At 76.2% G+C, this 22,839-nt stretch carries 18 protein-coding genes and 2 pseudogenes; 14 read left to right on the forward strand and 6 right to left on the reverse strand.

The window, feature by feature from the left end; translation table 11 throughout:
- Positions 1 to 127 precede the first annotated feature (127 nt).
- The 3 genes and pseudogenes from GNZ18_RS13245 to GNZ18_RS13255 all read left to right on the forward strand — a co-directional run bounded on the left by GNZ18_RS13245 (position 128) and on the right by GNZ18_RS13255 (position 3,051).
- Positions 128 to 580 (forward strand): helix-turn-helix transcriptional regulator, encoded by a 453-nt coding sequence (locus GNZ18_RS13245; protein WP_446678408.1) that lies wholly within the window; start codon positions 128 to 130, stop codon positions 578 to 580.
- A 5-nt stretch (positions 581 to 585) separates the two neighbouring features.
- On the forward strand, positions 586 to 999 hold the full coding sequence (locus GNZ18_RS13250; RefSeq protein WP_156216639.1) for a VOC family protein: 414 nt from the start codon (positions 586 to 588) through the stop codon (positions 997 to 999).
- Between the two features lie 64 nt (positions 1,000 to 1,063).
- A pseudogene (locus GNZ18_RS13255) lies at positions 1,064 to 3,051 on the forward strand (ATP-binding cassette domain-containing protein).
- Between the two features lie 300 nt (positions 3,052 to 3,351).
- Here GNZ18_RS13255 and GNZ18_RS44010 read toward each other — a convergent pair.
- Positions 3,352 to 3,486, reverse strand: a pseudogene (locus GNZ18_RS44010) (hypothetical protein); the annotation flags it as partial.
- 429 nt (positions 3,487 to 3,915) lie between these two features.
- Here GNZ18_RS44010 and GNZ18_RS13260 point away from each other — a divergent pair.
- Entirely contained in the window at positions 3,916 to 4,782 is an 867-nt protein-coding gene (locus GNZ18_RS13260) for an LLM class flavin-dependent oxidoreductase (protein WP_156216641.1), read from the forward strand.
- 18 nt (positions 4,783 to 4,800) lie between these two features.
- Here GNZ18_RS13260 and GNZ18_RS13265 read toward each other — a convergent pair whose 3' ends face one another.
- Positions 4,801 to 5,901, reverse strand: coding sequence for an FAD-dependent monooxygenase (locus tag GNZ18_RS13265; RefSeq protein ID WP_156216643.1), 1,101 nt, complete (start codon positions 5,899 to 5,901; stop codon positions 4,801 to 4,803).
- 282 nt (positions 5,902 to 6,183) lie between these two features.
- Between GNZ18_RS13265 and GNZ18_RS13270 the strand changes: the two genes are divergently transcribed.
- The 4 genes from GNZ18_RS13270 to cydC all read left to right on the forward strand — a co-directional run bounded on the left by GNZ18_RS13270 (position 6,184) and on the right by cydC (position 11,843).
- Positions 6,184 to 7,449 carry a cytochrome ubiquinol oxidase subunit I gene (locus tag GNZ18_RS13270; RefSeq protein WP_156216645.1) on the forward strand — a complete coding sequence of 422 codons (1,266 nt, stop codon included), beginning with the start codon at positions 6,184 to 6,186 and terminating at the stop codon, positions 7,447 to 7,449.
- A gap of 82 nt (positions 7,450 to 7,531) precedes the next feature.
- Positions 7,532 to 8,290: a cytochrome d ubiquinol oxidase subunit II gene (locus GNZ18_RS13275; RefSeq protein WP_156216648.1), complete on the forward strand. Its 759-nt coding sequence runs from the start codon at positions 7,532 to 7,534 to the stop codon at positions 8,288 to 8,290.
- A complete protein-coding gene (gene cydD, locus GNZ18_RS13280) occupies positions 8,287 to 10,080 on the forward strand; it encodes a thiol reductant ABC exporter subunit CydD (protein ID WP_312874484.1) in 1,794 nt (597 codons plus the stop codon). The genes GNZ18_RS13275 and cydD overlap by 4 nt, the downstream gene beginning before the upstream one ends.
- Positions 10,077 to 11,843, forward strand: coding sequence for a thiol reductant ABC exporter subunit CydC (cydC, locus tag GNZ18_RS13285; RefSeq protein ID WP_312874485.1), 1,767 nt, complete (start codon positions 10,077 to 10,079; stop codon positions 11,841 to 11,843). The genes cydD and cydC overlap by 4 nt, the downstream gene beginning before the upstream one ends.
- 36 nt (positions 11,844 to 11,879) lie before the next feature.
- Here cydC and pdxR read toward each other — a convergent pair whose 3' ends face one another.
- A complete protein-coding gene (gene pdxR / locus GNZ18_RS13290; protein ID WP_156216650.1) occupies positions 11,880 to 13,631 on the reverse strand; it encodes a MocR-like pyridoxine biosynthesis transcription factor PdxR in 1,752 nt (583 codons plus the stop codon).
- A 28-nt stretch (positions 13,632 to 13,659) separates the two neighbouring features.
- Here pdxR and GNZ18_RS13295 point away from each other — a divergent pair, with 28 nt between their 5' ends.
- The gene (locus GNZ18_RS13295) at positions 13,660 to 14,523 is read left to right on the forward strand and encodes a methyltransferase domain-containing protein (protein WP_156216652.1); all 864 of its coding nucleotides are present in this window, start codon (positions 13,660 to 13,662) and stop codon (positions 14,521 to 14,523) included.
- Positions 14,524 to 14,554: 31 nt separating this feature from the next.
- Here GNZ18_RS13295 and GNZ18_RS13300 read toward each other — a convergent pair whose 3' ends face one another.
- From GNZ18_RS13300 to GNZ18_RS13310, 3 genes are all read right to left on the reverse strand, one after another.
- Positions 14,555 to 16,213 (reverse strand): DUF885 domain-containing protein, encoded by a 1,659-nt coding sequence (locus GNZ18_RS13300; protein WP_156216654.1) that lies wholly within the window; start codon positions 16,211 to 16,213, stop codon positions 14,555 to 14,557.
- A gap of 75 nt (positions 16,214 to 16,288) precedes the next feature.
- Positions 16,289 to 16,987: a LysE family translocator gene (locus GNZ18_RS13305; protein WP_156216656.1), complete on the reverse strand. Its 699-nt coding sequence runs from the start codon at positions 16,985 to 16,987 to the stop codon at positions 16,289 to 16,291.
- A 77-nt stretch (positions 16,988 to 17,064) separates the two neighbouring features.
- Positions 17,065 to 17,832 (reverse strand): hypothetical protein, encoded by a 768-nt coding sequence (locus GNZ18_RS13310; RefSeq protein WP_156216658.1) that lies wholly within the window; start codon positions 17,830 to 17,832, stop codon positions 17,065 to 17,067.
- 283 nt (positions 17,833 to 18,115) lie between these two features.
- Between GNZ18_RS13310 and GNZ18_RS13315 the strand changes: the two genes are divergently transcribed.
- From GNZ18_RS13315 to GNZ18_RS13335, 5 genes are all read left to right on the forward strand, one after another.
- Positions 18,116 to 19,132 carry an AAA family ATPase gene (locus GNZ18_RS13315; RefSeq protein WP_156216660.1) on the forward strand — a complete coding sequence of 339 codons (1,017 nt, stop codon included), beginning with the start codon at positions 18,116 to 18,118 and terminating at the stop codon, positions 19,130 to 19,132.
- On the forward strand, positions 19,129 to 20,253 hold the full coding sequence (locus GNZ18_RS13320; protein ID WP_156216662.1) for a DUF58 domain-containing protein: 1,125 nt from the start codon (positions 19,129 to 19,131) through the stop codon (positions 20,251 to 20,253). Before GNZ18_RS13315 ends, GNZ18_RS13320 begins: the two co-directional genes overlap by 4 nt.
- Positions 20,250 to 21,197: a VWA domain-containing protein gene (locus GNZ18_RS13325; protein WP_156216664.1), complete on the forward strand. Its 948-nt coding sequence runs from the start codon at positions 20,250 to 20,252 to the stop codon at positions 21,195 to 21,197. The genes GNZ18_RS13320 and GNZ18_RS13325 overlap by 4 nt, the downstream gene beginning before the upstream one ends.
- A 72-nt stretch (positions 21,198 to 21,269) precedes the next feature.
- Positions 21,270 to 21,914 (forward strand): class I SAM-dependent methyltransferase, encoded by a 645-nt coding sequence (locus tag GNZ18_RS13330; protein ID WP_312874486.1) that lies wholly within the window; start codon positions 21,270 to 21,272, stop codon positions 21,912 to 21,914.
- Entirely contained in the window at positions 21,911 to 22,462 is a 552-nt protein-coding gene (locus GNZ18_RS13335; protein WP_156216670.1) for a TrmH family RNA methyltransferase, read from the forward strand. The genes GNZ18_RS13330 and GNZ18_RS13335 overlap by 4 nt, the downstream gene beginning before the upstream one ends.
- The last annotated feature ends 377 nt before the right edge of the window (positions 22,463 to 22,839 follow it).

Here is a 22,839-nt window from a genome sequence, read left to right on the forward strand (position 1 = left end):
ACAGGAATAATCTACGCAAAGCAGACAGAACTCATATTCTGTTCGGTTACGCACAGAAGCGAACAGAGGCCCCAGAGGCGGGGAAGTGGCGCAACCGGTGTGACATGACACCGCCCGGCATGGCACGATTCCGCAGGTGACCAGCACACCCGACGACACCCGCCACCTGCGCGACCTCGCGCTGCTGCGCCGCGACCGGATCGACCGCGAGTACGCGCAGCCGCTGGACGTCGAGGCGCTCGCACGGGGCGTGGACATGTCGGCCGGGCACCTCAGCCGCCGGTTCCGCCACGCCTACGGAGAGTCACCCTACGGGTCTCTCATGACGCGCCGCATCGAACGCGCGATGGCGCTGCTGCGCCGCGGCGACCTCAGCGTCACCGCGGTGTGCTTCGCCGTCGGCTGCTCCTCGCCGGGCGCCTTCAGCACGCGGTTCACCGAGCTGGTCGGGGTGCCGCCGAGCCGGTACCGGCGGCGGTCGGCGCGCGCGACCGCGGGCATGCCCTCCCGCGTGGCCAAGCGGGTGACCCGACCGATCAGGAATCGAGAAGCGCGCACCGCCGCACCTCACCCAGCGTGACGGCCATGGACATCACCATCCACGCGAGCCTCCTCCCGCACACCGACCCGGACGCCTCGCCGGCCTTCTACCGCGACGTCCTCGGGTTCGAGGTCCGCGACGACGTCGGCTGCGAGGGGATGCGCTGGATCACGGTCGGCCCGCCCGGGCAGCCCGGCACCTCCATCGTCCTGGCGCCCCCGGCGGTCCCGGGCTGCGGCGTCACCGACGAGGAGCGCCGCATGATCGTGGAGATGATGGCGAAGGGCACCTACGCCGGCGTCAACCTGGCCACCCGCGACCTGGACGGGACGTCCGCGCGCCTCCGGGCGGGCGACGCCGAGGTCGTCCAGGAGCCGACCGAGCAGCCCTACGGGGCGCGCGACTGCGCGTTCCGGGACCCGGCGGGCAACCTCGTCCGCATCCAGGAACTGCGCTGACCCGCGGCGCGGACACCCGCCGGCGGAGCCGCGCGACCGACCACGCAACAGTGAGGGAGACCCGATGAGCACCGCCACGCCCCCGGACGGGCCGCCCGGACGGCCCTCCACCGGCGCGCCGCACGCCGCCGACGGCCACGACCTGATCCGCGTGCACGGCGCGCGGGAGAACAACCTGAAGGACGTCAGCATCGAGATCCCCAAGCGGCGCCTGACGGTGTTCACCGGGGTGTCGGGGTCGGGGAAGAGCTCGCTGGTGTTCGACACGATCGCCGCCGAGTCCCAGCGGATGATCAACGAGACCTACAGCGCGTTCGTGCAGGGGTTCATGCCGGCGCCGTCCCGCCCGGAGGTCGACGTCCTGGAGGGCCTGACGACCGCGATCATCGTGGACCAGCAGCGGCTGGGCGCCGATCCGCGCTCGACGGTGGGGACGGCGACCGACGCGAACGCGATGCTGCGGATCCTGTTCAGCCGGCTGGGGACGCCGCATGTGGGGTCGCCGAACGCGTTCTCCTTCAACGTCCCCTCGGTGCGGGCCAGCGGCGCGATCACGGTGGAGCGCGGCGGCGGGAAGACGGTGCGGCGGACCTTCACGCGGACCGGGGGGATGTGCCCGCGCTGCGAGGGGCGCGGCACGGTGTCCGACCTCGACCTACCGACCTGGCGGGGTGGGTGGCGGGGCTGGCGGAGCCGTCGGTGGCGCCGCTGCTGGGGTCGCTGCGGCGGACGCTGGAGTCGCTGGTGGAGATCGGGCTGGGGTACCTGTCGCTGGACCGCCCGTCGGGGACGCTGTCGGGGGGTGAGGCGCAGCGGGTGAAGATGGTCCGGCATCTGGGGTCGTCGCTGACCGACACGACGTATGTGTTCGACGAGCCGACGATCGGGCTGCACCCGCACGACGTCCAGCGGATGAACGCGCTGCTGCTGCGGTTGCGGGACAAGGGCAACACGGTGCTGGTGGTGGAGCACAAGCCGGAGACGATCGCGATCGCCGACCATGTGGTGGACCTGGGGCCGGGTGCGGGTTCGGCGGGCGGGACGGTGTGCTTCGAGGGGACCGTGGCGGGGCTGCGGTCGGCGGGGACGCTGACGGGCCGGCATCTGGACGACCGGGCGGCGGTGAAGGAGCGGGTGCGGGCCCCGTCGGGGACGCTGGCGATCCGGGGCGCGTCGGCGAACAACCTGCGGGACGTGGACGTTCCGCTGGGGGTGCTGGTGGTGGTGACGGGGGTCGCGGGGTCGGGGAAGAGTTCGCTGATGTACGGGTCGATGCCGGCGGGCGCGGGGGTGGTGTCGGTGGACCAGGACGCGATCCGCGGGTCGCGCCGCAGCAACCCGGCGACCTACACCAAGCTCCTGGACCCGGTCCGCAAGGCGTTCGCGAAGGCCAACGGGGTGAAGCCGGCGCTGTTCAGCGCGAACTCCGAGGGCGCCTGCCCGGCCTGCAAGGGCGCGGGCGTCCTGTACGTGGACCTGGCGGTGATGGCGGGTGTGGCGGCGACGTGCGAGGAGTGCGGGGGGCGCCGGTTCGAGGCGTCGGTGCTGGAGCACCGGTTGGGCGGCCGGGACATCAGTGAGGTGCTGGCGATGTCGGTGGAGGAGGCCGAGGGGTTCTTCGGTGCCGGTGAGGCGCGGACGCCGGCGGCGCTGGCGATCCTGCGGCGGCTGTCGGAGGTGGGTCTGGCGTATCTGAGCCTGGGGCAGCCGTTGACGACGCTGTCGGGCGGTGAGCGGCAGCGCCTGAAGCTGGCCACGCATATGGCGGGCAGGGGCGGGGTGTACGTGCTGGACGAGCCGACGACGGGCCTGCACCTGGCGGATGTGGAGCGGTTGCTGGGGTTGCTGGACCGGTTGGTGGACGCGGGCAGGTCGGTGATCGTGGTGGAGCACCACCAGGCGGTGATGGCGCACGCCGACTGGATCATCGACCTGGGTCCGGGCGCGGGTCATGACGGCGGGCGGGTGGTGTTCGAGGGGACGCCCGCGGATCTGGTCGCGGCGCGTTCGACGCTGACGGGCGAGCATCTGGCGGCCTACGTCGGCGCGTGAGCGCCCCGCTGGCGGAGCCGGGGGGAGTGGCGCCCCGTCGACGCAGGTCAGAGGCGCCTCCCGGGTCAGCCGAGCAGGTGTCCGCCCAGTTCGGTGTCCGCGCCGCCGATGCCCAGGGCCGCCGGGCCGATCCTCCTGGCGTCCTTGGTGGTGGGCCTTGCGGCGGTGCCGGGGAGGATGTGCAGGCGTCCCTGGCCGCCGTGCGCGCCCGGCGCGCCGACGACCGGTTCGGTGCGGCCGTCGCGGTCGGTGTCGGTGAGCGGGCAGGCGGCGCCGAACCGGTGGTGCGGCCCGTCCGGCTCGGGTGCGTCCTCCGCCGCCGAAGGGGGTCAGCAGGTCGGTGCGGCCGTCGCCGTCGAAGTCGCCCGCAACGGCTTCGGCACCGTCCCCAAGGTCCGCTTCCGCACCCCTTCGAACTTGGTCGATAATGTACATTATGTAAAGTAGACCGCTGGGAGGCCCTGCTCCGGCCGGTGCGAGCCGGGTGCGGCGCCGCCGCAGGCCGGTGTCGGCGATCGGCGCCCTCGGGTCCCGCCCCTCCTCCGGCGGCGCCGCGCCGGTGAACTCCGGCGCGGCGGGCGGCTCCAGGCGGGTTCGGGTGTGCTTGCCGGCCCGTCGGCACCGGCGAGGTCCCCCGAACACGCCGAGGCGCTCGATGGAGTGCACCGCATGGAGTGCACCGCGCCGTGGCGGGTCTGGCCCGGTTCCCGGGTGCGCAGGAACTCCCCGATCGGCTCAGGCCGTGGGTAATTGGACATTTCGGGCGTGGCCCGGTTCGGGCGCCGTCCCTCTCCCCCGTGTCCGATGTTCCTTGGGGGTGGGCGGGTGATTGCTGTGGGGGGCGGGGTGAAGCAGGATGCGGGTATGCGCTTCTCGATCAACATTCCGAACTTCGGGGACTTCGCCGACGCGCGGACGGTCGCGCGGGTGGCGGTGGCGGCGGAGCGGGCGGGGTGGGACGGGTTGTTCGTGTGGGATCACGTGGTGCACGACAAGGCGTTGCGGCGGACGTTCGGGGATCCGTGGATGCTGCTGACGGCGGCGGCGCTGGCGACGTCGCGGCTGCGGCTGGGGACGATGGTGACGCCGGTGGCGCGGCGGCGTCCGCAGCAGGTGGCGCGGCAGGTGGCCACGCTGGACGGGTTGAGCGGCGGCCGGGTGGTGTTCGGTGCGGGGCTGGGCGGGCCGGTGGAGGACGAGTTCGGGAGTTTCGGGGAGCCGACCGATCCGGTGGTGCTGGCGGGGATGCTGGACGAGGGGCTGGGGCTGCTGGAGCGGTTCTGGTCGGGTGAGCCGGTGGACCATGAGGGGCGGTTCTACCGGGTGCGGGATGTGGCGCTGCTGCCGGCGACGGTGCAGCGTCCGCGTCCGCCGGTGTGGGTGGCGGGGGTCTGGCCGCATCGGCGGCCGATGCGGCGGGCGGCGCGGTGGGACGGGGCGATCCCGTTGTTCGCCTCGTCGGGGCATGGGCGGGCGCCCGCCGTCGATGAGGTGCGGGAGTTGGTGGAGTTCGTGGGGCGGGAGCGGGAGCGGGGCGGGCGGTGGGAGGAGCCGTTCGAGTTCGTGGTGGGCGGGACCAGCCCGGGTGGCGCGGCGGCGCGGGATGTGGTGGGGCCGCTGGTGGAGGCGGGGGCGACGTGGTGGGATGAGCGGCTGCCGCTGACGAGCGGCGACCTCGCCCGCGCGGAGGTGGTGTTGCGGCGGGTGGAGCAGGGGCCGCCGGTGCTGTGAGGGCCTGTCCCCCGCGGGTCAGATGCGGTTGCTGAGGGCGGCGAGGAGGCGGCCGAATCCGAGGGTGGCCAGGCGGGGCGGGAGGGTGGCGTTGAGGCGGAGGAGGTGTTCGCTCTGCAGGAGGGTGCGGGGGCCGGACACCGCGAGGCTGCGGGTGGCGAGGGTGGAGGCGAGCGCGGCGCGGCGGCGTCTGCGGGCGGTGTAGGCGCGGGCGATGGCGGAGGGGTCGGGCGGGTGCGGGGTGGTGAGGCAGTCCATGAGGGCGGCGACGTCTTCGAGGGCCTGGTTGGCGCCGTGGGCCATGATGGGCGGCATGCCGTGGGCGGCGTCGCCGAGCAGGACGCAGCGTCCGGCGCCCCAGCGGCGTGGGACGGTGTGGCGGGTGTGGGGGTACAGGCCGGCGTCGGCGCGGGTGAGGGTGTCGAGGAGTTGGGGGGCGGGGTCGCCCCAGGTGGCGTAGCGGCGGGAGAGCAGGCGGAGGGCCTCGTCGCGCGGGAGGGGTTGGGGTGGGGTGTGGCGGGGCCAGGGGATGTCGAAGAAGCACTGGATGAGGCCGCCGCCGGCGCCGGTGTAGCCGAGGTCGCCCTGGCGGCCGATCATCATGGTGGTGGTGGTTCCGGGGTCGAAGGGGGCGAGGGCGAGGCCCTGCCAGGTGGCGGCGCCGGTGAGGGCGGGGCGGGTGTCGCCGAGGAGCGCGGCGCGGACGCGGGAGTGGACGCCGTCGGCGCCGATGAGGAGGTCGGCGGTGTGGTGGTGGCCGTCGCGGGTGTGGACGTGGACGGCGTCGGGGGCGGTGCGCAGGCGGGTGATGAGGGCGCGGCGCGGGAGGGCGAGGGCGTGTGAGTCGAAGCGGCGGGCGAGGGCGTCGAGGTCGATGCGGAGGATGGTGCGGCCGGTGGCGGTGCGCAGGGCGAGGGTGGTGAGGGGCTGGCCGGTGGCGGTGAGGTCGATGCCGAGGTCGGTGAGGATGGCGGTGCCGTTGTGCCAGAGGGTGATGGCTCCTCCCCCGAGGCGGAGGGCGGGTGCCTGTTCGAGGACGGTGACGGTGTGTCCGGCGCGGGTGAGGGCGTGGGCGGCGGTGAGGCCGCTGATGCCGGCTCCGGCGACGAGGACCCGCATGACCCGCACCCCTATCTACTACAGCCTGTAGTACTACTTTACATAGAGGGTGGTGGCGGCGTCCACAAGGTGCGCGAGGCCCCCCGCTCCCCCGGCCGTGTACGCCGGGAGGTGTAGCGGCGCGGCGTCCGCTACGCCAAACGCGCAGCGGTGTTGACGGCTCGGGCACGATTCGCTCGCGCGGCGCGGGGGCCCAGCATGGGACGGCCGGGCCCGGACCTCCTCCGGGTCCGAGGTGATCGCGGGCGGCGCCGGGTCGGGGCGCGTGAGGGGTGGGGGCGCATGTCGGGTGACGCGCTGATGCTGGCGCGGGTGCAGTTCGCGTTGACGGCCGGGACGCATTTCCTGTTCGTGGCGTTGACGCTGGGCCTGGCGACGCTGGTGGCGCTGATGCAGACGCGGGCGACGGTGTGGGGCGGCGCGGGCGGGTCGGGTGAGGCGGTGCACGCCCGGATGACGCGGTTCTGGGGGCAGCTGTACGTCGTGAACTACGCGGTGGGGATCGTGACGGGGCTGGTGATGGAGTTCCAGTTCGGGTTGAACTGGGCGGGGATGTCGCGGACGGTCGGCGGGGTGTTCGGGGCGCCGCTGGCGCTGGAGACGATCGTGGCGTTCTTCGTGGAGTCCACGTTCCTCGGCCTGTGGATCTTCGGGTGGGAGCGGTTGAACCGGTGGGTGCATCTGGCGCTGATCTGGGTGGTGACGGTGACGGCGTACCTGTCGGCGTACTTCGTGCTGGTCGCCAACGGGTGGCTGCAGCGTCCGGTGGGCTATGAGATGCGGGACGGGCGGGCGCGGCTGACCGATGTCGGGGCGCTGCTGGGGAACCCGCCGGCGGTGCTGGCGTTCGGGCACGTGCTGTTCGGGGGGCTGCTGACGGCGGGGTTCTTCGTGGCGGGGGTGAGCGCGTTCCACCTGCGGCGCCGGGCCGGGGAGACCGAGTTCTTCCGCCGGTCGATGCGGGTCGGGCTGGTGACGGTGGTCGCCTCGATCGTGCCGGTGGTGGTGCTGGGCGGCGCGCAGTTCGCCGACCTGCAGCCGACGAAGCTGGGCGGGGACGACGCGGACGCGGCGGTCGCCGCTTTCACGGCGCGGTTCGGGCCCGACGACTACCGCCCGCCGGGGCTGTCGGAGGCGGGTGAGGCGCTGATGATGTCGATGTGGGCGCTGATGGCGGTGCTGGCGGTGGCGGCGCTGGTGAAGCTGCCGTTCGGGCGGTGGCTGGAGCGGGGCCGGGTGTTCCACGTGGTGATGATCGCGGCGATCCCGCTGCCCTATGTCGCGATGCTGGCGGGGTGGGTGTTCCGGGAGGTGGGCCGGCAGCCCTGGATGGTGTACGGGGTGCTGAAGACGCGGGACGCGGTGTCGGACACGGGCGCGGTGGCGGCGGCGGTGTCGTTCGCGGTGTTCACGGTGCTGTTCGCGGTGCTGGTGGGGGTGAACGTGTGGCTGCTGGCGCGGTTCGCGCGGCGGGGCCCGGGCGGGGTGGGGCTGGGTGTGCCCGCGGGTGCCGCTCCCCCGTCCCCGGCGCTGTCCCCGACGCTGTGACCGCCGGGACGGCGCAGACGGCGCAGATGGTGGTGCAGGCGATGACGGAGATGACGGACGGGTCCGGGACGGGAGTGCGGTGATGGAGTTCCTCGCTGTGGTGATGCTGGCGGTGTTCACGGCCGGGTACCTGGTGCTGGCGGGCGGGGACGTGGGGGTGGGGATGGCGCTGCCGTGGCTGGGCCGGGGGCAGGACGAGCGGCGGCTGGTGATCGCCTCGTTCGCGCCGTTCTTCCTGGGCAACGAGGTGTGGCTGGTCGCGGCGGTGGGGATCGTCGTGGGCGCGTTCCCGGGGTTGGAGCACCGGCTGCTGGAGGATCTGTCCCCGGTGGCGGTGGTGCTGGTGGTGGGGTGGGTCGTGCGGGACATGGGGCTGTGGCTGCGCGGCCGTGTCGACGGCGCGGGGTGGCGGGGCGGGTGCGACGGCGCGGTGGTGGCGGGCAGTTGGGCGTTGGCGCTCGGGTGGGCGTCGCTGCTGGGGTCGCTGGTGGTGTCGGGCGCGGGCGGCGGGGAGGGGATGAACGCGGGGTCGGTGCTGGGGTTGCCGCTGGCGGCGCTGTTCGTCTGGCACGGGGTGGGGTTCGCGCGGTGGCGGCTGCCGGAGGCGATGGCGGCGCGGCTGCGGGGCGTCCCGGCCCGGTACGGGGTGTCGGCGGTGGTGCTGGCGGCGGCGCCGGTGGCGGCGGGCGCGGGTCTGCCGTGGTCGGGGGCCGCGGCGCAGGGGTCGGGTCTGGCGCTGACGGCGGTGGCGGCGGTGGTGCTGCTGCCGCTGCTGGCGGTGGTGCAGGGGCTGGTGTGGTGGACGTTCCGCGGCCGTGTCCAGGCCCCCTCCTACCTGTGACCGGGCGCGGGGACGGCGGCGCGGTGTCGGGCGCGGCGGGCGGGATGGGCGGGGCGGGCGCGGTGGCGGGGGCCGGTGCGGGGCGGGGTGGGGCGCGGGCGGTGGAGAGGCGGCTGCGGGGGCTGGTGCCGCGGCGGGTGGTGGGCGCGCTGGCGGTGGCGGCGGCCGGGCAGGGTGTGCTGCTGGTGGTGCAGGCGGATCTGCTGGCGGGGGCGGTCGCGGCGCTGGACGCGGGCCTCCTGGTGTGGCTGGTGGCGGCGGCCGCCGGCCGCGCGGCGCTGGCGTGGGCGGTGGCGTGGCTGGCGGGCGGGACGGCGGCGCGGGTGAAGGCGGACCTGCGCGCCGCGCTGCTGGCCCGCCCGCCGGGCGGTGCGGGCGCGGGCGGGCGGGTGACGCTGCTGACGCGGGGCCTGGACGCGGTCGACCCGTTCTTCACCGGTTACCTGCCGCAGCTGCTGGCGGCGTGCGTGGTGCCGGTGGTGGTGCTGGCGCGGCTGGCGGCGGCGGACTGGGCATCGGCGCTGGTGGTGGCGGTGACGGTGCCGCTGGTGCCGGTGTTCGGGGCGCTGGTGGGGGCGCGGACGGCGGCGCTCACGGCCCGGCAGTGGGGGCTGCTGCACCGGCTGGGCGGGCATTTCCGGGATGTGCTGGCGGGCGCGGCGACGTTGCGGGCGTTCGGGCGGGCGGGCCACCAGTCGGGGGTGGTGCGGGAGTTGGCCGGGGAGCACCGCCGCGCGACGGTGCGGGCGCTGCGGGTGGCGTTCCTGTCGTCGCTGGTGCTGGAGTGGGTGTGCGCGCTGTCGGTGGCGCTGGTGGCGGTGCCGGTGGGGTTGCGGCTGCTGGACGGGGAGATGGCGCTGCGGACGGGTCTGCTGGTGCTGCTGCTGACCCCGGAGGTGTATCTGCCGCTGCGGGCGCTGGGCGCGCGGTTCCACGCGAGCGCGGAGGGTGTCGCGGCGGCGCGGGAGGCGTTCGCCGCCCTCGATGGCGACGGTGATGGCGATGGCGATGGCGATGGCGATGGCGATGGTGACGTTCCCGCGCCGGTCCGGCCGGGCGTGGCGGCGACCGCGCCGGAGGGGGCGCCGGAGATCGTGCTGGAGGAGGTGACGGTGCGGTATCCGGGCGCGGACGCCGCGGCGCTGGAGGGGGTGTCGCTGCGGGTCGCGGCGGGTGAGCGGCTGGCGGTGACGGGCCCCTCGGGTGCGGGCAAGTCGACGCTGCTGCTGGTGCTGGCGGGTCTGGTGGCGCCCACGTCGGGGCGGGTGCTGGTCGACGGCGTGGACCTGGCGGAGCTGGACGCGGCGGCGTGGCGGGCGCGGGTCGGGTGGGTGCCGCAGCGCCCGCACCTGTTCGCCGCGTCCGTCGCCGACAACCTGCGGCTGGGCGATCCGGGCGCGCCGATGGGGCGGGTGCGGGCGGCGGCGCGCGCGGCGTGCGCGGAGGAGTTCGTCGAGGCCCTCCCCGGCGGGTTCGCGGCGGTGCTGGGCGAGGGCGGCGCGGGGGTGTCGGCGGGGCAGGCGCAGCGGCTGGCGCTGGCGCGGGCGTTCCTGTCGGGCGGGCCGGTGATGCTGCTGGACGAGCCGACGGCGCGGCTGGACCTGGCGAGCGAGCGGGCGCTGGTGGAGGCGGCGGCGCGGCTGCTGGAGGGGCGGACGGCGGTGCTGGTGGCGCACCGTCCGGCGCTGCTGCGGGCGGTGGACCGGGTGGTGCGGCTGGAGTCGGGCCGGATCACCTCCTCCCCCGCGTCCGCCGCGTCGGCGCGGGTCTCGGGCGGGGTGGGGGTGTGAGGGCCGTGGAGGGCGGGATGCGGGGCGCGGTGCGGCCGCACGCGGCGCGGCTGGTGGTGGCGGCGGTCGCGGCGGCGGCGGCGGAGCTGTGCGGGCTGGGGCTGGTCGCGGCGGCGGCGTGGCTGATCGCGCGGGCGTCGCAGCGCCCGGAGCTGGCGGCGCTGTCGGTGGCGGTCGTGGCGGTGCGGGGGTTCGCGCTGGCGAAGGGGGCGCTGCGCTACGCCGAGCGGCTCGCGGGCCATGACGCGGCGCTGCGGGCGCTGGCGGAGCTGCGGGGCCGGGTGTTCGACGCGCTCGCCGCCTCCCCCCGCCACTCCTCCACCGCACCGGGCGCGGATGGTGGGCGGGGGCGGGACGGGGAGGCGCTGACGCGGCTGGTGTCCGATGTCGACGCCGTCCAGGACCTGCTGCTGCGGTGCGCGCTGCCGGCGGTCGCGGCGGCGGTGTGCGGGGCGGCGGGGGCGGTGGTGTGCTGGGCGGTGCTGCCGGTCGCGGGCGCGGTGCTGGCGGGCGGGCTGGTCGTGGCGGGGGTGGTGGTGCCGGTGGCGGCGGCGGTGCTGGGCGGGCGGGCGTCGCGGCGCGCGGTGTCCGCGCGGGACGCGCTCGCGGTGCGGGCGCTGGACGTCCTGGAGGGCGCCCGCGACCTGGCGATGTTCGGCGCCGCGGGGCGGTTCGCGGGCGCGGCGCGGGAGGCGGCGGCGCGGCTGGAGCGGGCGGAGCGGGCGGCGGCGCGGCTGGGCGCGGCGGTGGCGGCGGCGGGGTACGCCGTGCAGGGGGTGACGGCGGCGCTGGTGGTGTGGGCGGCGACCCGCCCGGCCGCGGCGGCGCGCGGGGTGGACGAGGTGGGGGCGGCGGTGCTGGCGTTGACGGCGCTGGTGGCGGTGGAGGCGGTGCTGCCGTTGGGTGAGGCGGCGCGGCGGCTGCGGGAGGTGCGGCCGGCGGCGCGCCGCACCGGTGCGCTGCTCCGCACTTCCCCGCCCGCGACTCCCCCGCCCCCGGCCCCTGCGGGCGGGGACGCGGAGGATGGGCCGGTCGGGGGCGCGGCGGTGGAGTTGCGGGGCGTCACCCTCACCTACCCGGGCGGGACGGCCCCGGCGCTGGACGGGGTGGACCTGCGGGTGGAGCCGGGCCGCCGCGTCGCGGTCGTGGGCGCCAGCGGCGCGGGCAAGAGCACGCTGCTGGCGGTCCTGTCGGGTGAGGCCGCGGCGTCGTCGGGGACGGTGCGGGTCGGCGGCCGCCCGGCCTCGCCCGGCGGGGCGGGCGGGACGGTGCGGGGGCTGGCGCAGGACGCGCACGTGTTCGCCGCGACCGTCGGGGCGAACCTGCGGCTGGCCCGCCCGGACGCCGGCGACGCGGAGTTGCGGGAGGCGGCGGAGCGGGCGGGGTTGTGGCCGGTGGTGCGGGACCTGCCGGAGGGCTGGGACACCCCGGTCGGCGCGGGCGGGCGGGGCCTGTCGGGCGGGCAGCGGCAGCGGCTGCTGCTGGCGCGGGCGCTGCTGGCCGCCCCGCCGGTGCTGGTGCTGGACGAGCCCGCCGAGGCGCTGGACCCGGTGATGGCCGACCGTGTCGTCGCCGACCTGCTGGCCGCGCCGGGCGGCGGGACGGTGCTGCTGGTCACGCACCGGCTCGCGGCGCTGGAGGCCGCCGACGAGGTGCTGGTGATGGACCGCGGCCGGATCGTGCAGCGCGGGCGGCACGCCGCGCTGCTGGCCGCGCCCGGCGCCTACCGCGACCTGTGGGACGCCGAACTCCTCACCACCTGACCCGCCACCTGACCCGCCGGTGGGCCCCGGGGGCGGTCAGGTGAGGTCGTGGAGGGCGGCGGCGATGGCGGCGACGCCCTCCTCGATCGCCGACGGCGCCGCGGCGGCGTAGCCCAGGACCAGCCCGGGGCGGTGGCGGCGCTGCCCGTGCCACGACAGCGGATGGGTCTTCACCCCCCGCGCCAGCGCCGCCGCCGCCAGCGCCGTGTCCGGCACCGCCCGCGCCGCCCGCGCCGTCCCGCTCTGCGCGCGGGTCTGCGCGCGGGTCTGCGCGGGCGGCCGGGGGGAGCGGCCGGGGAAGGTGACGGTCAGGTGCAGCCCGGCGGCGGCGCCGTGCACGACCGCGCCGGGCAGGTGCTCCCGCAGCGCGGTGATCATGGCGTCGCGGCGGCGGCGGTGCCGGCGGCGCAGCAGCCGCAGGTGCCGCTCCATCTCCCCGGAGTCCATCAGGCGGGCCAGGACGAGCTGGGGCAGCGCGGCGCCGCCGAGGTCGGCGAACCGCTTGGCCTCCACCAGCGCGTCCCGGTGGCCGGGCGGCGCCAGCACCCACCCGATCCGCAGCGCCGGCGCCAGCAGCTTGGACACGCTCCCGGCGTAGAAGACGCGGTCGGCGAGCATGGACCGCAGCGCCGCGACGGGCGGCCGGTCGTAGCGGTGCTCGGCGTCGTAGTCGTCCTCGATGACCACGCCGCCCGCCGCGACCCAGCGCATCAGGTCGCGGCGGCGCGCGCCGTCCAGCACGACGCCGGTGGGGAACTGGTGCGCGGGGGTGAGCAGCACGGCGGGCGCGCCGGACGCGCGGAGCCGGTCGACGCGGACGCCGCCCGCGTCGACGGGGACGGGCGGGGTCCGCATCCCCCAGTGCCGCAGGTGCTGGCGGGTGCCCAGCGACCCCGGGTCCTCCACCGCGACCTCCGCGATCCCCTCCGCGGTCAGGACGCGGGCCAGCAGCGCGAGCCCTTGCGCGGTCCCGGTGGTGACGACGACGTCGCCGGGGTCGGCGCGGACGCCCCGGTTGCGGGCCAGCCACGCCGCGACGGCCGCGCGCAGCGCCGGGGTGCCGCGCGGGTCGCCGTAGCCGAGGGCGGGCGCCGACAGCTCGGCCAGGACGGACCGCTCGGCGCGCAGCCACGCCGCGCGGGGGAACGCCGCCAGGTCCGGGACGCCCGGGGACAGGTCGATGCGGGCGGGCGCGGCGCGCAGCACGTCGAACACCTCGGGGCCGGGCTCGCGGACGAACACCTCCCGCTCCCCCGCCGCCCCGGCCGCGCCCGCCGCCCCGGCGGTGCCGCCGGTCGTCTCCGCCGCCTCCAGGGCCGGTGCGGGCGCGGCGGGGGGACGGCCCCGGGGGGTGAGGGGCGCGGCGACCACGACGGTGCCGCCGCGGCCGCGCCCCGCGACGTGCCCGTCGTCGACGAGCCGCTGGTAGGCCTCGGTGACCACGCCGCGCGACACGCCCAGCTCGGCGGCCAGGACGCGACTGGCGGGCAGCCGGCCGCCGACCGGGAGGCGCCCGTCGCCGATCGCGTCGCGCAGCCGTCCCGCCAGCCACTCCGACAGCCCACCGGGCGGCGCGTCGGCGGGATCGAGCTGCAGGAAGTCCGCGCCCCGCGCCCCGCCCGCCCCCACCTGCGCCCCCACCTGCGGAGCCGCGTCCGACACCGCGTTCGGCGCCGGGTCGGGCGCCGCCGCGCCGCCCGGGTCGGGCGCCGCCGGCGCGCCGGCGGCGGGGCCGGTGGACGCACCGGTTATGGTTCGGTCGCCCGCCACGTCATTGGACCTGTCCATGAGGCCATTGTGGCGGCACGGTGGACCCATGGGAACACCGCTGGAAACCCCGCTGGGAACACCGCGCGCGCAGGCGCCGCTCACCTATGTCCACGGCTACTCCGACCACGAGACGCGGCGGCTGGGCGACCAGGCCGACACGCTCGCGGGGCTGCTGCACGACGGTACCGCCTACCCGCCCGGCAGCCGGGTCCTGGAGGCCGGCTGCGGGGTCGGCGCGCAGACCGTCCACCTCGCCGCCGCCAGTCCCGGCGCGGAACTGGTCGCCGTGGACGTCTCGGAGGCGTCGCTGGCGCGGGCCCGCGCCGCCCTCGCCGCCCGCGTCCCGCGCGGGGCGCCCGCCGCGCGGGTGGAGTGGGTGCGCGCCGACCTGCACGCCCTCCCCTACCCCGACGGGCACTTCGACCACGTGTTCGTCTGCTTCGTCCTGGAGCACCTGCCCGACCCGCTGCGGGCGCTGACGGCGCTGCGGCGCGTCCTGGCGCCGGGCGGGACGATCACCGTGATCGAGGGCGACCACGGGTCGGCGTTCTTCCACCCCGACAGCGCCGCCGCGCGCGCCGTGATCGGCCACCAGGTCGCGCTGCAAGCCGCCGCCGGCGGCGACGCGCTGATCGGACGGCGCGTGCGGCCGCTGCTGGACGCCGCCGGGTACCGGGACGTCCGCGTCGCGCCCCGCACCGTCTACGCCGACGCGTCCCGGCCCGCGCTCGTGCAGGGCTTCACCCGCGCCACGTTCGTCGCGATGGTCCGCGCCGTCCGCGACGAGGCGGTCGCCGCCGGGCTCGCCGACCCCCTCACCTTCGACCGGGGCGTCGCCGACCTCGACCGCGCCGCCGGCGACGGGGGGACCTTCCACTACACCTTCTTCAAAGGCACCGCCGTCAGGTGACCGCCCACCAACTGGACGCCGCCGGCCGGGGTCAGGGGCGGGTGAGCTCGGCGCGCATCAGGTCCAGGCCCATCGGCCCGAGGTCCAGCGCCCGCCGGTGGAACTCGCGCAGGTCGAACGCGGCGCCGTCGCGCGAGCGCGCCGCCTCCCGCGCCTCCAGCCACACCCGCTCCCCCACCTTGTAGGCGATCGCCTGCGCGGGGCGCCCCAGATACCGGTCGATCTCGAACGCGATCGCCGCGTCCGGCTGCGGACCCGAGTGCGCCTTGAGGAACTCGCGGCCCAGCCCCGCGGTCCACCGCTCGCCGTCGTGGAACCCCGCCCCGGCGGGGATCTCCAACTCCAGGTGCATGCCGATGTCCAGGATGATCCGCGCCGCGCGGAACTGCTGCCCGCCCGCCAGCATCCCCAGCTTGTGCGCCGGGTCGCGGTAGTAGCCCAGCTCGTCCATCAGCCGCTCGGCGTACAGGCCCCACCCCTCGCAGTACCCCGGGTACAGCTCCCCGGCCAGCCGCCGGAACCGGTTCAGGCCCGTGTTCAGCACGCACACCCCGAGCTGCAGGTGGTGGCCGGGGACGCCCTCGTGGAACATGGTGCCCGGCACCGTCCACGTCACGATGCCCTCGCCCGGGTCCTGCACCGTCCACCACACCGTTCCCGGACGCGACAGGTCCTCCGCCGGCGCCAGGTAGTAGATCCCCGACTCCACCGCCGGGATCCGGCAGTCGATCCGCCGCAGCGGCTCGGGGATGTCGAAGTGGACGCCGTCCAGGTCCTCGATCGCCTTGTCGGCCAGGGCCTGGATCCAGTCCCGGAACGCCTCCGCGCCGCTGATCCGGTAGGCGGGGTCGGCGTCCAGCGCGGCGCGGACCGCCGGCAGCGGCTCCCCGGGCAGGATCCGCTCGCCCGCCGCGTCCATCTCCGCCTCGATCCGCGCCAGCTCTTCCCACCCCCACGCGTAGGTCTCCTCCAGGTCCAGCGCGGTCCCGAGGAAGTCGCGCACCCCCAGCCGGTACCGGTCGGCGCCCAGCGCGTCCCGCTCCGGCGCGTGCGGCGCCAGGTCCCGCGACAGGAACTCCGCGAAGGCGCCCAGCGCCGCCGACGCCGCCGCGACCGCCGCGTCCAGCTCCCCGCGCAGCGGCCCGTCCCCGTACCCGGCGGCCAGCCCCTCCAGGTAGGCGGGGGTGTCGCGGCACTCCCGCTCGTTGCGGACGACCTGCCGCAGCGCCGCGACCCGGCCCCGCTGCCGCGCCCGCTCCAGGCTCACCCGCAGCCCCTCCAGCGCCCCCGGCAGCGCCCGCACCCGGTCGCGGACCGCGTCCCAGTCGGTGCCAGGGCCCCGGTCCAGCAGGTCGATCGCCACCCGCAGCCGCTGCAGCGGCCCGTCGATGGTCTCCAGATACCCCTCGTGCGCGCCGGCGTCGAACAGGGCCAGGTCGGTCTCCAGCCGCTCCCGCAGCACCGCCGCCGAGATCCGGTCGGATCCGGCGGCCGGGCCGGGCGCGGCGGGCGTGCTGTCCAGGCGGGCGAGGGTGGCGCGCGCGAGGTCGGCGCGCGCCGCCGGACCGTCGGGACCGTAGTCGGTCAGACGGGAGTCCTGCCCGGCGATCCCCATGATCGCCGCCTGGCACGGGTCCAGGACGGCGAGCTCGTCCATGTAGCGGTCGGCGAGGTCATCCAGTGCGGTCATCGCCCAAGGCTAAGGCCCAACCGCCCACTTCCGCGATCATGGATTTCGGGGGTCTCCGCGTCCCTCCGGCGGGGGTCAGCGGGTCTCGGCGGCCAGCCGCAGCCCCAGCCCCACCAGCACCACGCCCGACACCTGCTCCAACCGGCGCCGCACCGCCGGGCGGCCCACCAGCCGCCGCGCCGCGCCCACCAGCCACACCACCCCGGTGTACCAGGCCAGGTCGATCGCCACCCACAGCACCGACAGCACCGCCAGCGCCAGCGGCACCGGCCACCCCTCCGGGACGAACTGCGGCAGGAACGACACCGCGAACACCCCCGCCTTCGGGTTCGCGGCGTTGGTGACCAGCCCCAGCCGGAAGCACCGCCACCCCCCGCGCGGCGCACCGCCCGTTCCCGTTCCCGCACCGGCGTTCGGGCCGGTGCCCCGGCCGGTGCCCGGGGCTGTGTCCAGGGCGCTGCCGCCGCCGGGCTCCGGTGCGGACGCGCCGCGCCGCGCCCGCCACAGCGCCCGCACCCCGAACCACACCAGTACGCCCGCGCCGACGACCCGCAACCCGTCATAGGCCAGCCGCGAGGCCACCAGCAGCGCCGACAGCCCCGCCGCGGCCGCCAGCCCCCACGCCAGCACCCCCGCCTCGTTGCCCAGCACCGCCGCCATCCCCGCGCGCCGCCCCGACCGCGCCGACTCCCGCATGATCACGACCGTGCTCGGGCCGGGCGCCACCGCGATCAGCACCGCCGCACCCGCAAAAGCCACCAAACTCTCCAGCATCACCCCATGCTGCCCATCGCCACCCACCCCCGCAACGCATAAAACCGCCCCACAACGCGCCGCGACCGGGGAAGCGCTCAGACGGGACCGCCACCGTCATCGCCGCCCCCACCCGGAGACGTCGGCGGCGCCGTCGGCGGCAGCGACGGCGACGGCTCCGGCGGACTCACCGGCGGCGGCGTCGTCGGCGACGCCGGACCCGGCGAGGGCACCCGCACCGTCGGCGTCGGCTCCGGCGGCAGCGGCGGCGGCTCCTCCACCTCCGGCTGGCACGCGAACAGCACCCCCATCAGCACCGCCAGCACCAGCAGCACCGCCGCCAACCCCAGCACCGCCCGCACCATGCTCCGCTCCGGCGGCCGCTCCCCCACCGGCACCGGACCCGCCTCCACCGGCGGCGGAACCGGACGATCCAACGCCGGCTCCCCCGACCCCAGCCAGTGCGGCTGGAACCCCGGCCCCCGGCGCCGCCCCCACCGGCCCCGCGACGCCCCCAGCAGCACCGGCTCCAGAAAACGCTCCGCCCCCGCCCGCTCCGCCTCGTACACCGTCGCCACCCACGGCGCCGGCCCCTCCGGCTGCGCCGCCACCACCGGAGCCGGACCCCCGGGCACCGGCGCCACCGGCCCGCCCCGCCCCGGCACCGCCGCGTTGATCGCCGCCCGGAACCGGTCCCGCGCCGCCGCGTCACCCGCCGCGCCCCGGTTCAGCACCGCCACACTCGCCCGCCGCCCCTGCCCGTCCACCCCCAGGAACACGATGCCCGCCGCCGTCTCCGACAGGCGCGCCGACAGGCGGTAGGGGCCAAGCTGAGCGGGATCACCCGGGGGCAACGGCCTCGACATGACGCAACACTAACAACCACCCCCGACCCGCCGCCCCGACCAGCGCCCCGACCCGCACAGACCGGAACCGGACCGACGCCAGACCGGCACCAGCCCCCCACCGGGAACCGATCACCCGCAACACGCAGTTATCCCTCACGAACGGGTACAAGTGATCGCGTAGGGTCGTAACGCGCCCGCCCCGCACCCGGGAGCACCGCCGGCACCGCAGTCACCGCACCGTCACCGCACCAGTCACCGCACCGCCCCAGGACCACTCCGAGGACACCGAGGGACACCTGAGATGACCATCGCCGCCCACGATGTCGACGAGGCCGCGGCCCAGCTGCAGACCACCGTCACCGAGGTCAAAAAGGTCATCGTCGGCCAGGAGCACATGGTCGAACGGATGGTCGTCGCGCTCCTCGCCCGCGGCCACTGCCTCATCGAAGGCGTCCCCGGCGTCGCCAAGACCCTCGCCGTCGGCACCCTCGCCCGCGTCGTCGGCGGCACCTTCGCCCGCCTCCAGTTCACCCCCGACCTCGTCCCCTCCGACATCGTCGGCACCCGCATCTACCACCCCTCCACCGAGCAGTTCGACGTCGAACTCGGCCCCGTCTTCGTCAACTTCGTCCTCGCCGACGAGATCAACCGCGCCCCCGCCAAAGTCCAGTCCGCGCTCCTTGAGGTCATGGCCGAACGGCAGGTCTCCCTCGGCGGCAACACCTACCCCCTCCCCCGCCCCTTCATCGTCCTGGCCACCCAGAACCCCATCGAGTCCGAAGGCGTCTACCCCCTCCCCGAAGCCCAACGCGACCGGTTCCTCATGAAGATCGACGTCCACCACCCCGCCGCCCACGAGGAACTCCAGATCCTCCAGCGGATGAGCGTCGACCCCCCCGAGGCCGCCCAGATCCTCGACACCGCCGGCCTCGCCCGCCTCCAACGCGCCGCCGAAGAGGTCGCCGTCCACGAACTCGTCGCCGACTACATCGTCCGGCTCGTCATGGCCACCCGCGAACCCGACCAGTACCGCCTCCCCGACCTGCGCACCGTCATCGAGATCGGCGCCAGCCCCCGCGCCACCCTCGGCCTGGTCTCCGCCGCCCGCGCCCTCGCCCTGCTCTCAGGCCGCGACTACGTCCTGCCCGACGACGTCCGCGCCGTCGCCGTCGACGTCATCGCCCACCGCCTCGTCCTCACCTTCGACGCCCTCGCCGACGGCGTCCACCCCGCCGACGTCATCGCCCAGATCCTCACCGCCGTCCCCCCGCCCCGCGTCGTGTGGAACCACGGCGCCGCGGCGGTGACCACCGCATGAACCCCCGCGGGCGCCACACACCGGGAACCGGACGACACGGGACACGGCGCGGAACACGCCGCGGCGCGCACCGCGGCGCCGACGGCGCCGACATCGCCCGCCTCGCCCCCGAACGCACCCTCCGCCGCCTCGAACTCCAGGTCACCCGCCGCCTGGACGGCCTCCTCAACGGCGAACACCTCGGCCTCCTCCCCGGCCCCGGCACCGAACTCGCCGAAGCCCGCCTCTACCAGCCCGGCGAGGACGACGTCCGCTTCATGGACTGGGCCGTCACCGCCCGCACCACCACCCCCCACGTCCGCGACCTCATCGCCGACCACGAACTCGAAGCCTGGGCCCTGGTCGACCTCACCCCCAGCATGGACTTCGGCACCACCACCCTCGTCAAACGCGACCTCGCCGTCGCCGCCCTCGCCGCCGTCGGATTCCTCACCGTCCGCCTCGGCGACCGCGCCGGCGCCTACCTCCTGCACCGCGACGGCCTGCGCCGCCACCCCGCCCGCACCGGCAAGGCCGCCCTCTACGCCCTCCTCCAAGCCGTCCTGGACGCCCCCACCAGCGCCCCCGGCGCCACCGAGACCTCCCTCACCACCGCCATGACCGGCGCCCGCTCCGGCCTCAGCACCCGCACCGCCCCCGGCGCCGCCCGCCACGGCGACCTCGCCGCCGCCATCACCGCCCTGGACCGCGGCCAGACCCGCCGCGGCCTGCGCGTCCTCATCTCCGACTTCCTCGCCCCCCTCGACGAGGGAACCGGATCCGACACCGCACCGCCCCCCTGGGAACGGCCCCTGCGCCGCCTCGCCGCCCGCCACCAGGTCCTCGCCATCGAGATCATCGACCCCCGCGAACTCGACCTCCCCGACGTCGGACTCGTCGAGATGACCGACCCCGAGACCGGCACCGTCCACGAGATCGTCCTCAACCGCCGCGTCCGCGAACGCTACGCCGCCGCGGCCGCCGCCCAACGCGACCGCACCCGCGCCGCCCTCCGCCGCGGCGGCGCCCACCACCTCGTCCTGCGCACCGACCGCGACTGGATCACCGACATCGCCCGCTTCGCCCTCCGCCAGCGCCGCGCCGCCGGACGCCCCGTCACCCCCACGGGAGCGCGCCCATGACCTTCCTGTCACCCGAACGCCTCTGGCTGCTGTCCCTCGCGCCGCTGCTCGCCGCCGCCTACGTCCTGATGCAGCTGCGCCGCCGACAGCACACCGTCCGCTTCACCAACCTCGCCCTGCTCGCCCAGGTCGCCCCACGCCGCCCCGGCTGGCGCCGGCACGTCGCCGCCGCCCTGTTCCTCATCATGATCGTCCTGATGATGATCGGGTTCGCGCGGCCCGCCAGCTCCGTCAAGGTCCCCCGCGACCGCGCCACCATCATGGTCGCCGTCGACGTGTCCCTGTCCATGATGGCCCGCGACGTCGCCCCCTCCCGCTTCGACGCCGCCAAGAACGCCGCCAAGACCTTCATCCGCGAACTCCCCTCCCGCTTCAACGTCGGCGTCGTCTCCTTCGCCGGCAACGCCAACCTCGTCGCCGCCCCCACCGCCGACCGCGACGCCGCCATCGCCTCCCTCGACCAGCTCGTCCTCGCCAAACGCACCGCCATCGGCGAGGCCGTCTTCACCTCCCTGCAAGGCGTGCGGACCTTCGACGCCCAGGCCAGCCAGGACCCCCCGCCCGCCCACATCGTCCTGCTGTCCGACGGCGACAACACCACCGGACGCACCGTCCAGGAGGCCATCGACGCCAGCCGCGCCGCGCACGTCCCCGTCTCCACCATCGCCTTCGGCACCCCCTACGGCACCGTCGACATCGAAGGCGAGACCACCAGCGTCTCGGTCAACAAGGAGACCCTCAAGACCCTCGCCGACAGCACCCAGGGCAAGGCCTACGAGGCCGCCGACGCCGGGCAGCTCGACGAGGTCTACGCCAACATCGGCAGCTCCCTCGGCTTCACCACCGAGCACCGCGACATCGCCGCCCGCTATACCGGCCTCGCGCTGCTGTTCGCCCTCGCCGCCGGCGGCGCGTCCCTCGCCTGGTTCTCCCGCCTCCCCTGACCCGCGCGGCCGGGCCGGCGGCGGGCCGGGTGTGGCGCCGGGACGTCCGGGACGCTGATACGGTCGGCCGACGTGGGGGAACACTACTTCGCCGAGCGGCCCGGCGCCGCCGCCCGACGCCGCACCGTCGACCTGGTCCTGCCCGACCTGCACCTGCGGCTCGCCACCGACAGCGGCATGTTCTCACCCGACCGCGTCGACCCCGGCACCCGCGTCCTGCTGGAGACCGTCCCCCCTCCCCCGCCCACCGGCGACCTCCTCGACCTCGGCTGCGGGTACGGGCCCATCGCCCTCACCATGGCGAGCCGCTCGCCGCAGGCGAGCGTATGGGGGGTTGATGTGAACCAGCGTGCTCTGGAGATCGCGGAGGAGAATGCCACCGCCGCCGGCCTTGACAATGTAAAGTTCAGGGCGGCGGACGACGTCAGCCCCGACCTGCGCTTCGCCGCGATCTGGTCCAACCCCCCGATCCGCATCGGCAAGGCCGCCCTGCACGGCCTCCTGCTCGCCTGGCTCCCCCGCCTCGCCCCCGGCGGCGCCGCGCACCTCGTCGTCCAGAAGCACCTCGGCTCCGACTCCCTCCAGCGCTGGCTGGACGCCCAGGGCCACCGCACCACCCGGATCGCGTCCCGCTCCGCCTACCGCGTCCTGCGCGTCGACGCCCCCTCCCCCACCGCGCCGAGCGCCGCGTCCACCACGGAAGGCCCCACCCGATGACCGCCCCCGACCCCGCCCCGCAGCGCCGCCAGCTGCGCCCCACCGACGTCAAGCGCCTCAACCGCGAGTGGCGCCGCCGCGCCGGCGACCGCCTCGACCTGCTCGTGGAGTCGGTCACCCAGCCGTTCAACATCGGCTCCATCGTCCGCAGCGCCGCCGTGTTCGGCGTCGAGCGCCTCTGGCTCGCCGGGAACGCCACACCCCCCACCCACCGCAACGCCACCAAGACCGCCCTCGGCACCGAACGCCTCATCGCCTGGGAGCACGCCGGCACCGCCGCCGAGGCCGCCGCCGCCGTCCGCGCGCAGGGGCTGCGGCTGGTCGCCGTCGAACTCACCGGCGACGCCGTCCCCCTGCACGAGGCGCCCCTGGACGGCGACGTCTGCCTCGCCGTCGGCGGCGAGGACCACGGCTGCTCCCCCGCCCTGCTCGCCGCCGCCGACGCCGTCGCCTACATCCCCCAGCCCGGACGCGTCGGATCCCTCAACGTCGCCGTCGCCGCCGCCCTCGCCCTCGCCGAGGCCCGCCGCCGCGAATGGACCGGCTGACCCCTCCCCCGCCGTGATCCGCCCGGCACCGGGTTACGATCACCCCGTGCTGTTCCCGCCTCGCGCCTAGGACGCCTCCGCACCGGCCCGCCAAGCCGGTGACCCGGCGTCCACGCAACCCGCCCGCGCCCGCGCGGGCCTCCCCGGAGAACACGCACCGTGGCCCCCACAGCCGCCCCCTCGGGGGCACCGTCCTACGCGGCCCTCCTGCGCACCCCGCACGCCTCCCACACCTTCGGCGCGGCGCCGCTGGGCCGCCTGTCCTACGGGACGGTCTTCCTCTCCCTCACCCTCACCTGCACCGGCGCCACCGGCTCCTACACCTCCGCCGGCGCCCTCATCGCCCTGTCGGCCTCACCGCCGCGCTGCCGTCACCG

Source organism: Actinomadura litoris (assembly GCF_009733595.1).
Classification (GTDB): Bacteria; Actinomycetota; Actinomycetes; order Streptosporangiales; family Streptosporangiaceae; genus Spirillospora; species Spirillospora litoris.

Excerpts from the sequence above, each read along its gene's own strand:
- GNZ18_RS13265 (WP_156216643.1), bottom strand. The coding sequence starts at position 5,901 with ATGCGGGTCCTCGTCGCCGGAGCCGGCATCAGCGGCCTCACCGCCGCC.
- GNZ18_RS13310 (WP_156216658.1), bottom strand. The coding sequence starts at position 17,832 with ATGTCGAGGCCGTTGCCCCCGGGTGATCCCGCTCAGCTTGGCCCCTAC.
- GNZ18_RS13320 (WP_156216662.1), top strand. The coding sequence starts at position 19,129 with ATGAACCCCCGCGGGCGCCACACACCGGGAACCGGACGACACGGGACA.
- pdxR (WP_156216650.1), bottom strand. The coding sequence starts at position 13,631 with ATGGACAGGTCCAATGACGTGGCGGGCGACCGAACCATAACCGGTGCG.
- GNZ18_RS13315 (WP_156216660.1), top strand. The coding sequence starts at position 18,116 with ATGACCATCGCCGCCCACGATGTCGACGAGGCCGCGGCCCAGCTGCAG.
- GNZ18_RS13275 (WP_156216648.1), top strand. The coding sequence starts at position 7,532 with ATGGAGTTCCTCGCTGTGGTGATGCTGGCGGTGTTCACGGCCGGGTAC.
- GNZ18_RS13260 (WP_156216641.1), top strand. The coding sequence starts at position 3,916 with ATGCGCTTCTCGATCAACATTCCGAACTTCGGGGACTTCGCCGACGCG.
- GNZ18_RS13305 (WP_156216656.1), bottom strand. The coding sequence starts at position 16,987 with ATGCTGGAGAGTTTGGTGGCTTTTGCGGGTGCGGCGGTGCTGATCGCG.
- GNZ18_RS13250 (WP_156216639.1), top strand. The coding sequence starts at position 586 with ATGGACATCACCATCCACGCGAGCCTCCTCCCGCACACCGACCCGGAC.
- GNZ18_RS13295 (WP_156216652.1), top strand. The coding sequence starts at position 13,660 with ATGGGAACACCGCTGGAAACCCCGCTGGGAACACCGCGCGCGCAGGCG.
- GNZ18_RS13270 (WP_156216645.1), top strand. The coding sequence starts at position 6,184 with ATGTCGGGTGACGCGCTGATGCTGGCGCGGGTGCAGTTCGCGTTGACG.
- GNZ18_RS13300 (WP_156216654.1), bottom strand. The coding sequence starts at position 16,213 with ATGACCGCACTGGATGACCTCGCCGACCGCTACATGGACGAGCTCGCC.
- GNZ18_RS13325 (WP_156216664.1), top strand. The coding sequence starts at position 20,250 with ATGACCTTCCTGTCACCCGAACGCCTCTGGCTGCTGTCCCTCGCGCCG.
- GNZ18_RS13335 (WP_156216670.1), top strand. The coding sequence starts at position 21,911 with ATGACCGCCCCCGACCCCGCCCCGCAGCGCCGCCAGCTGCGCCCCACC.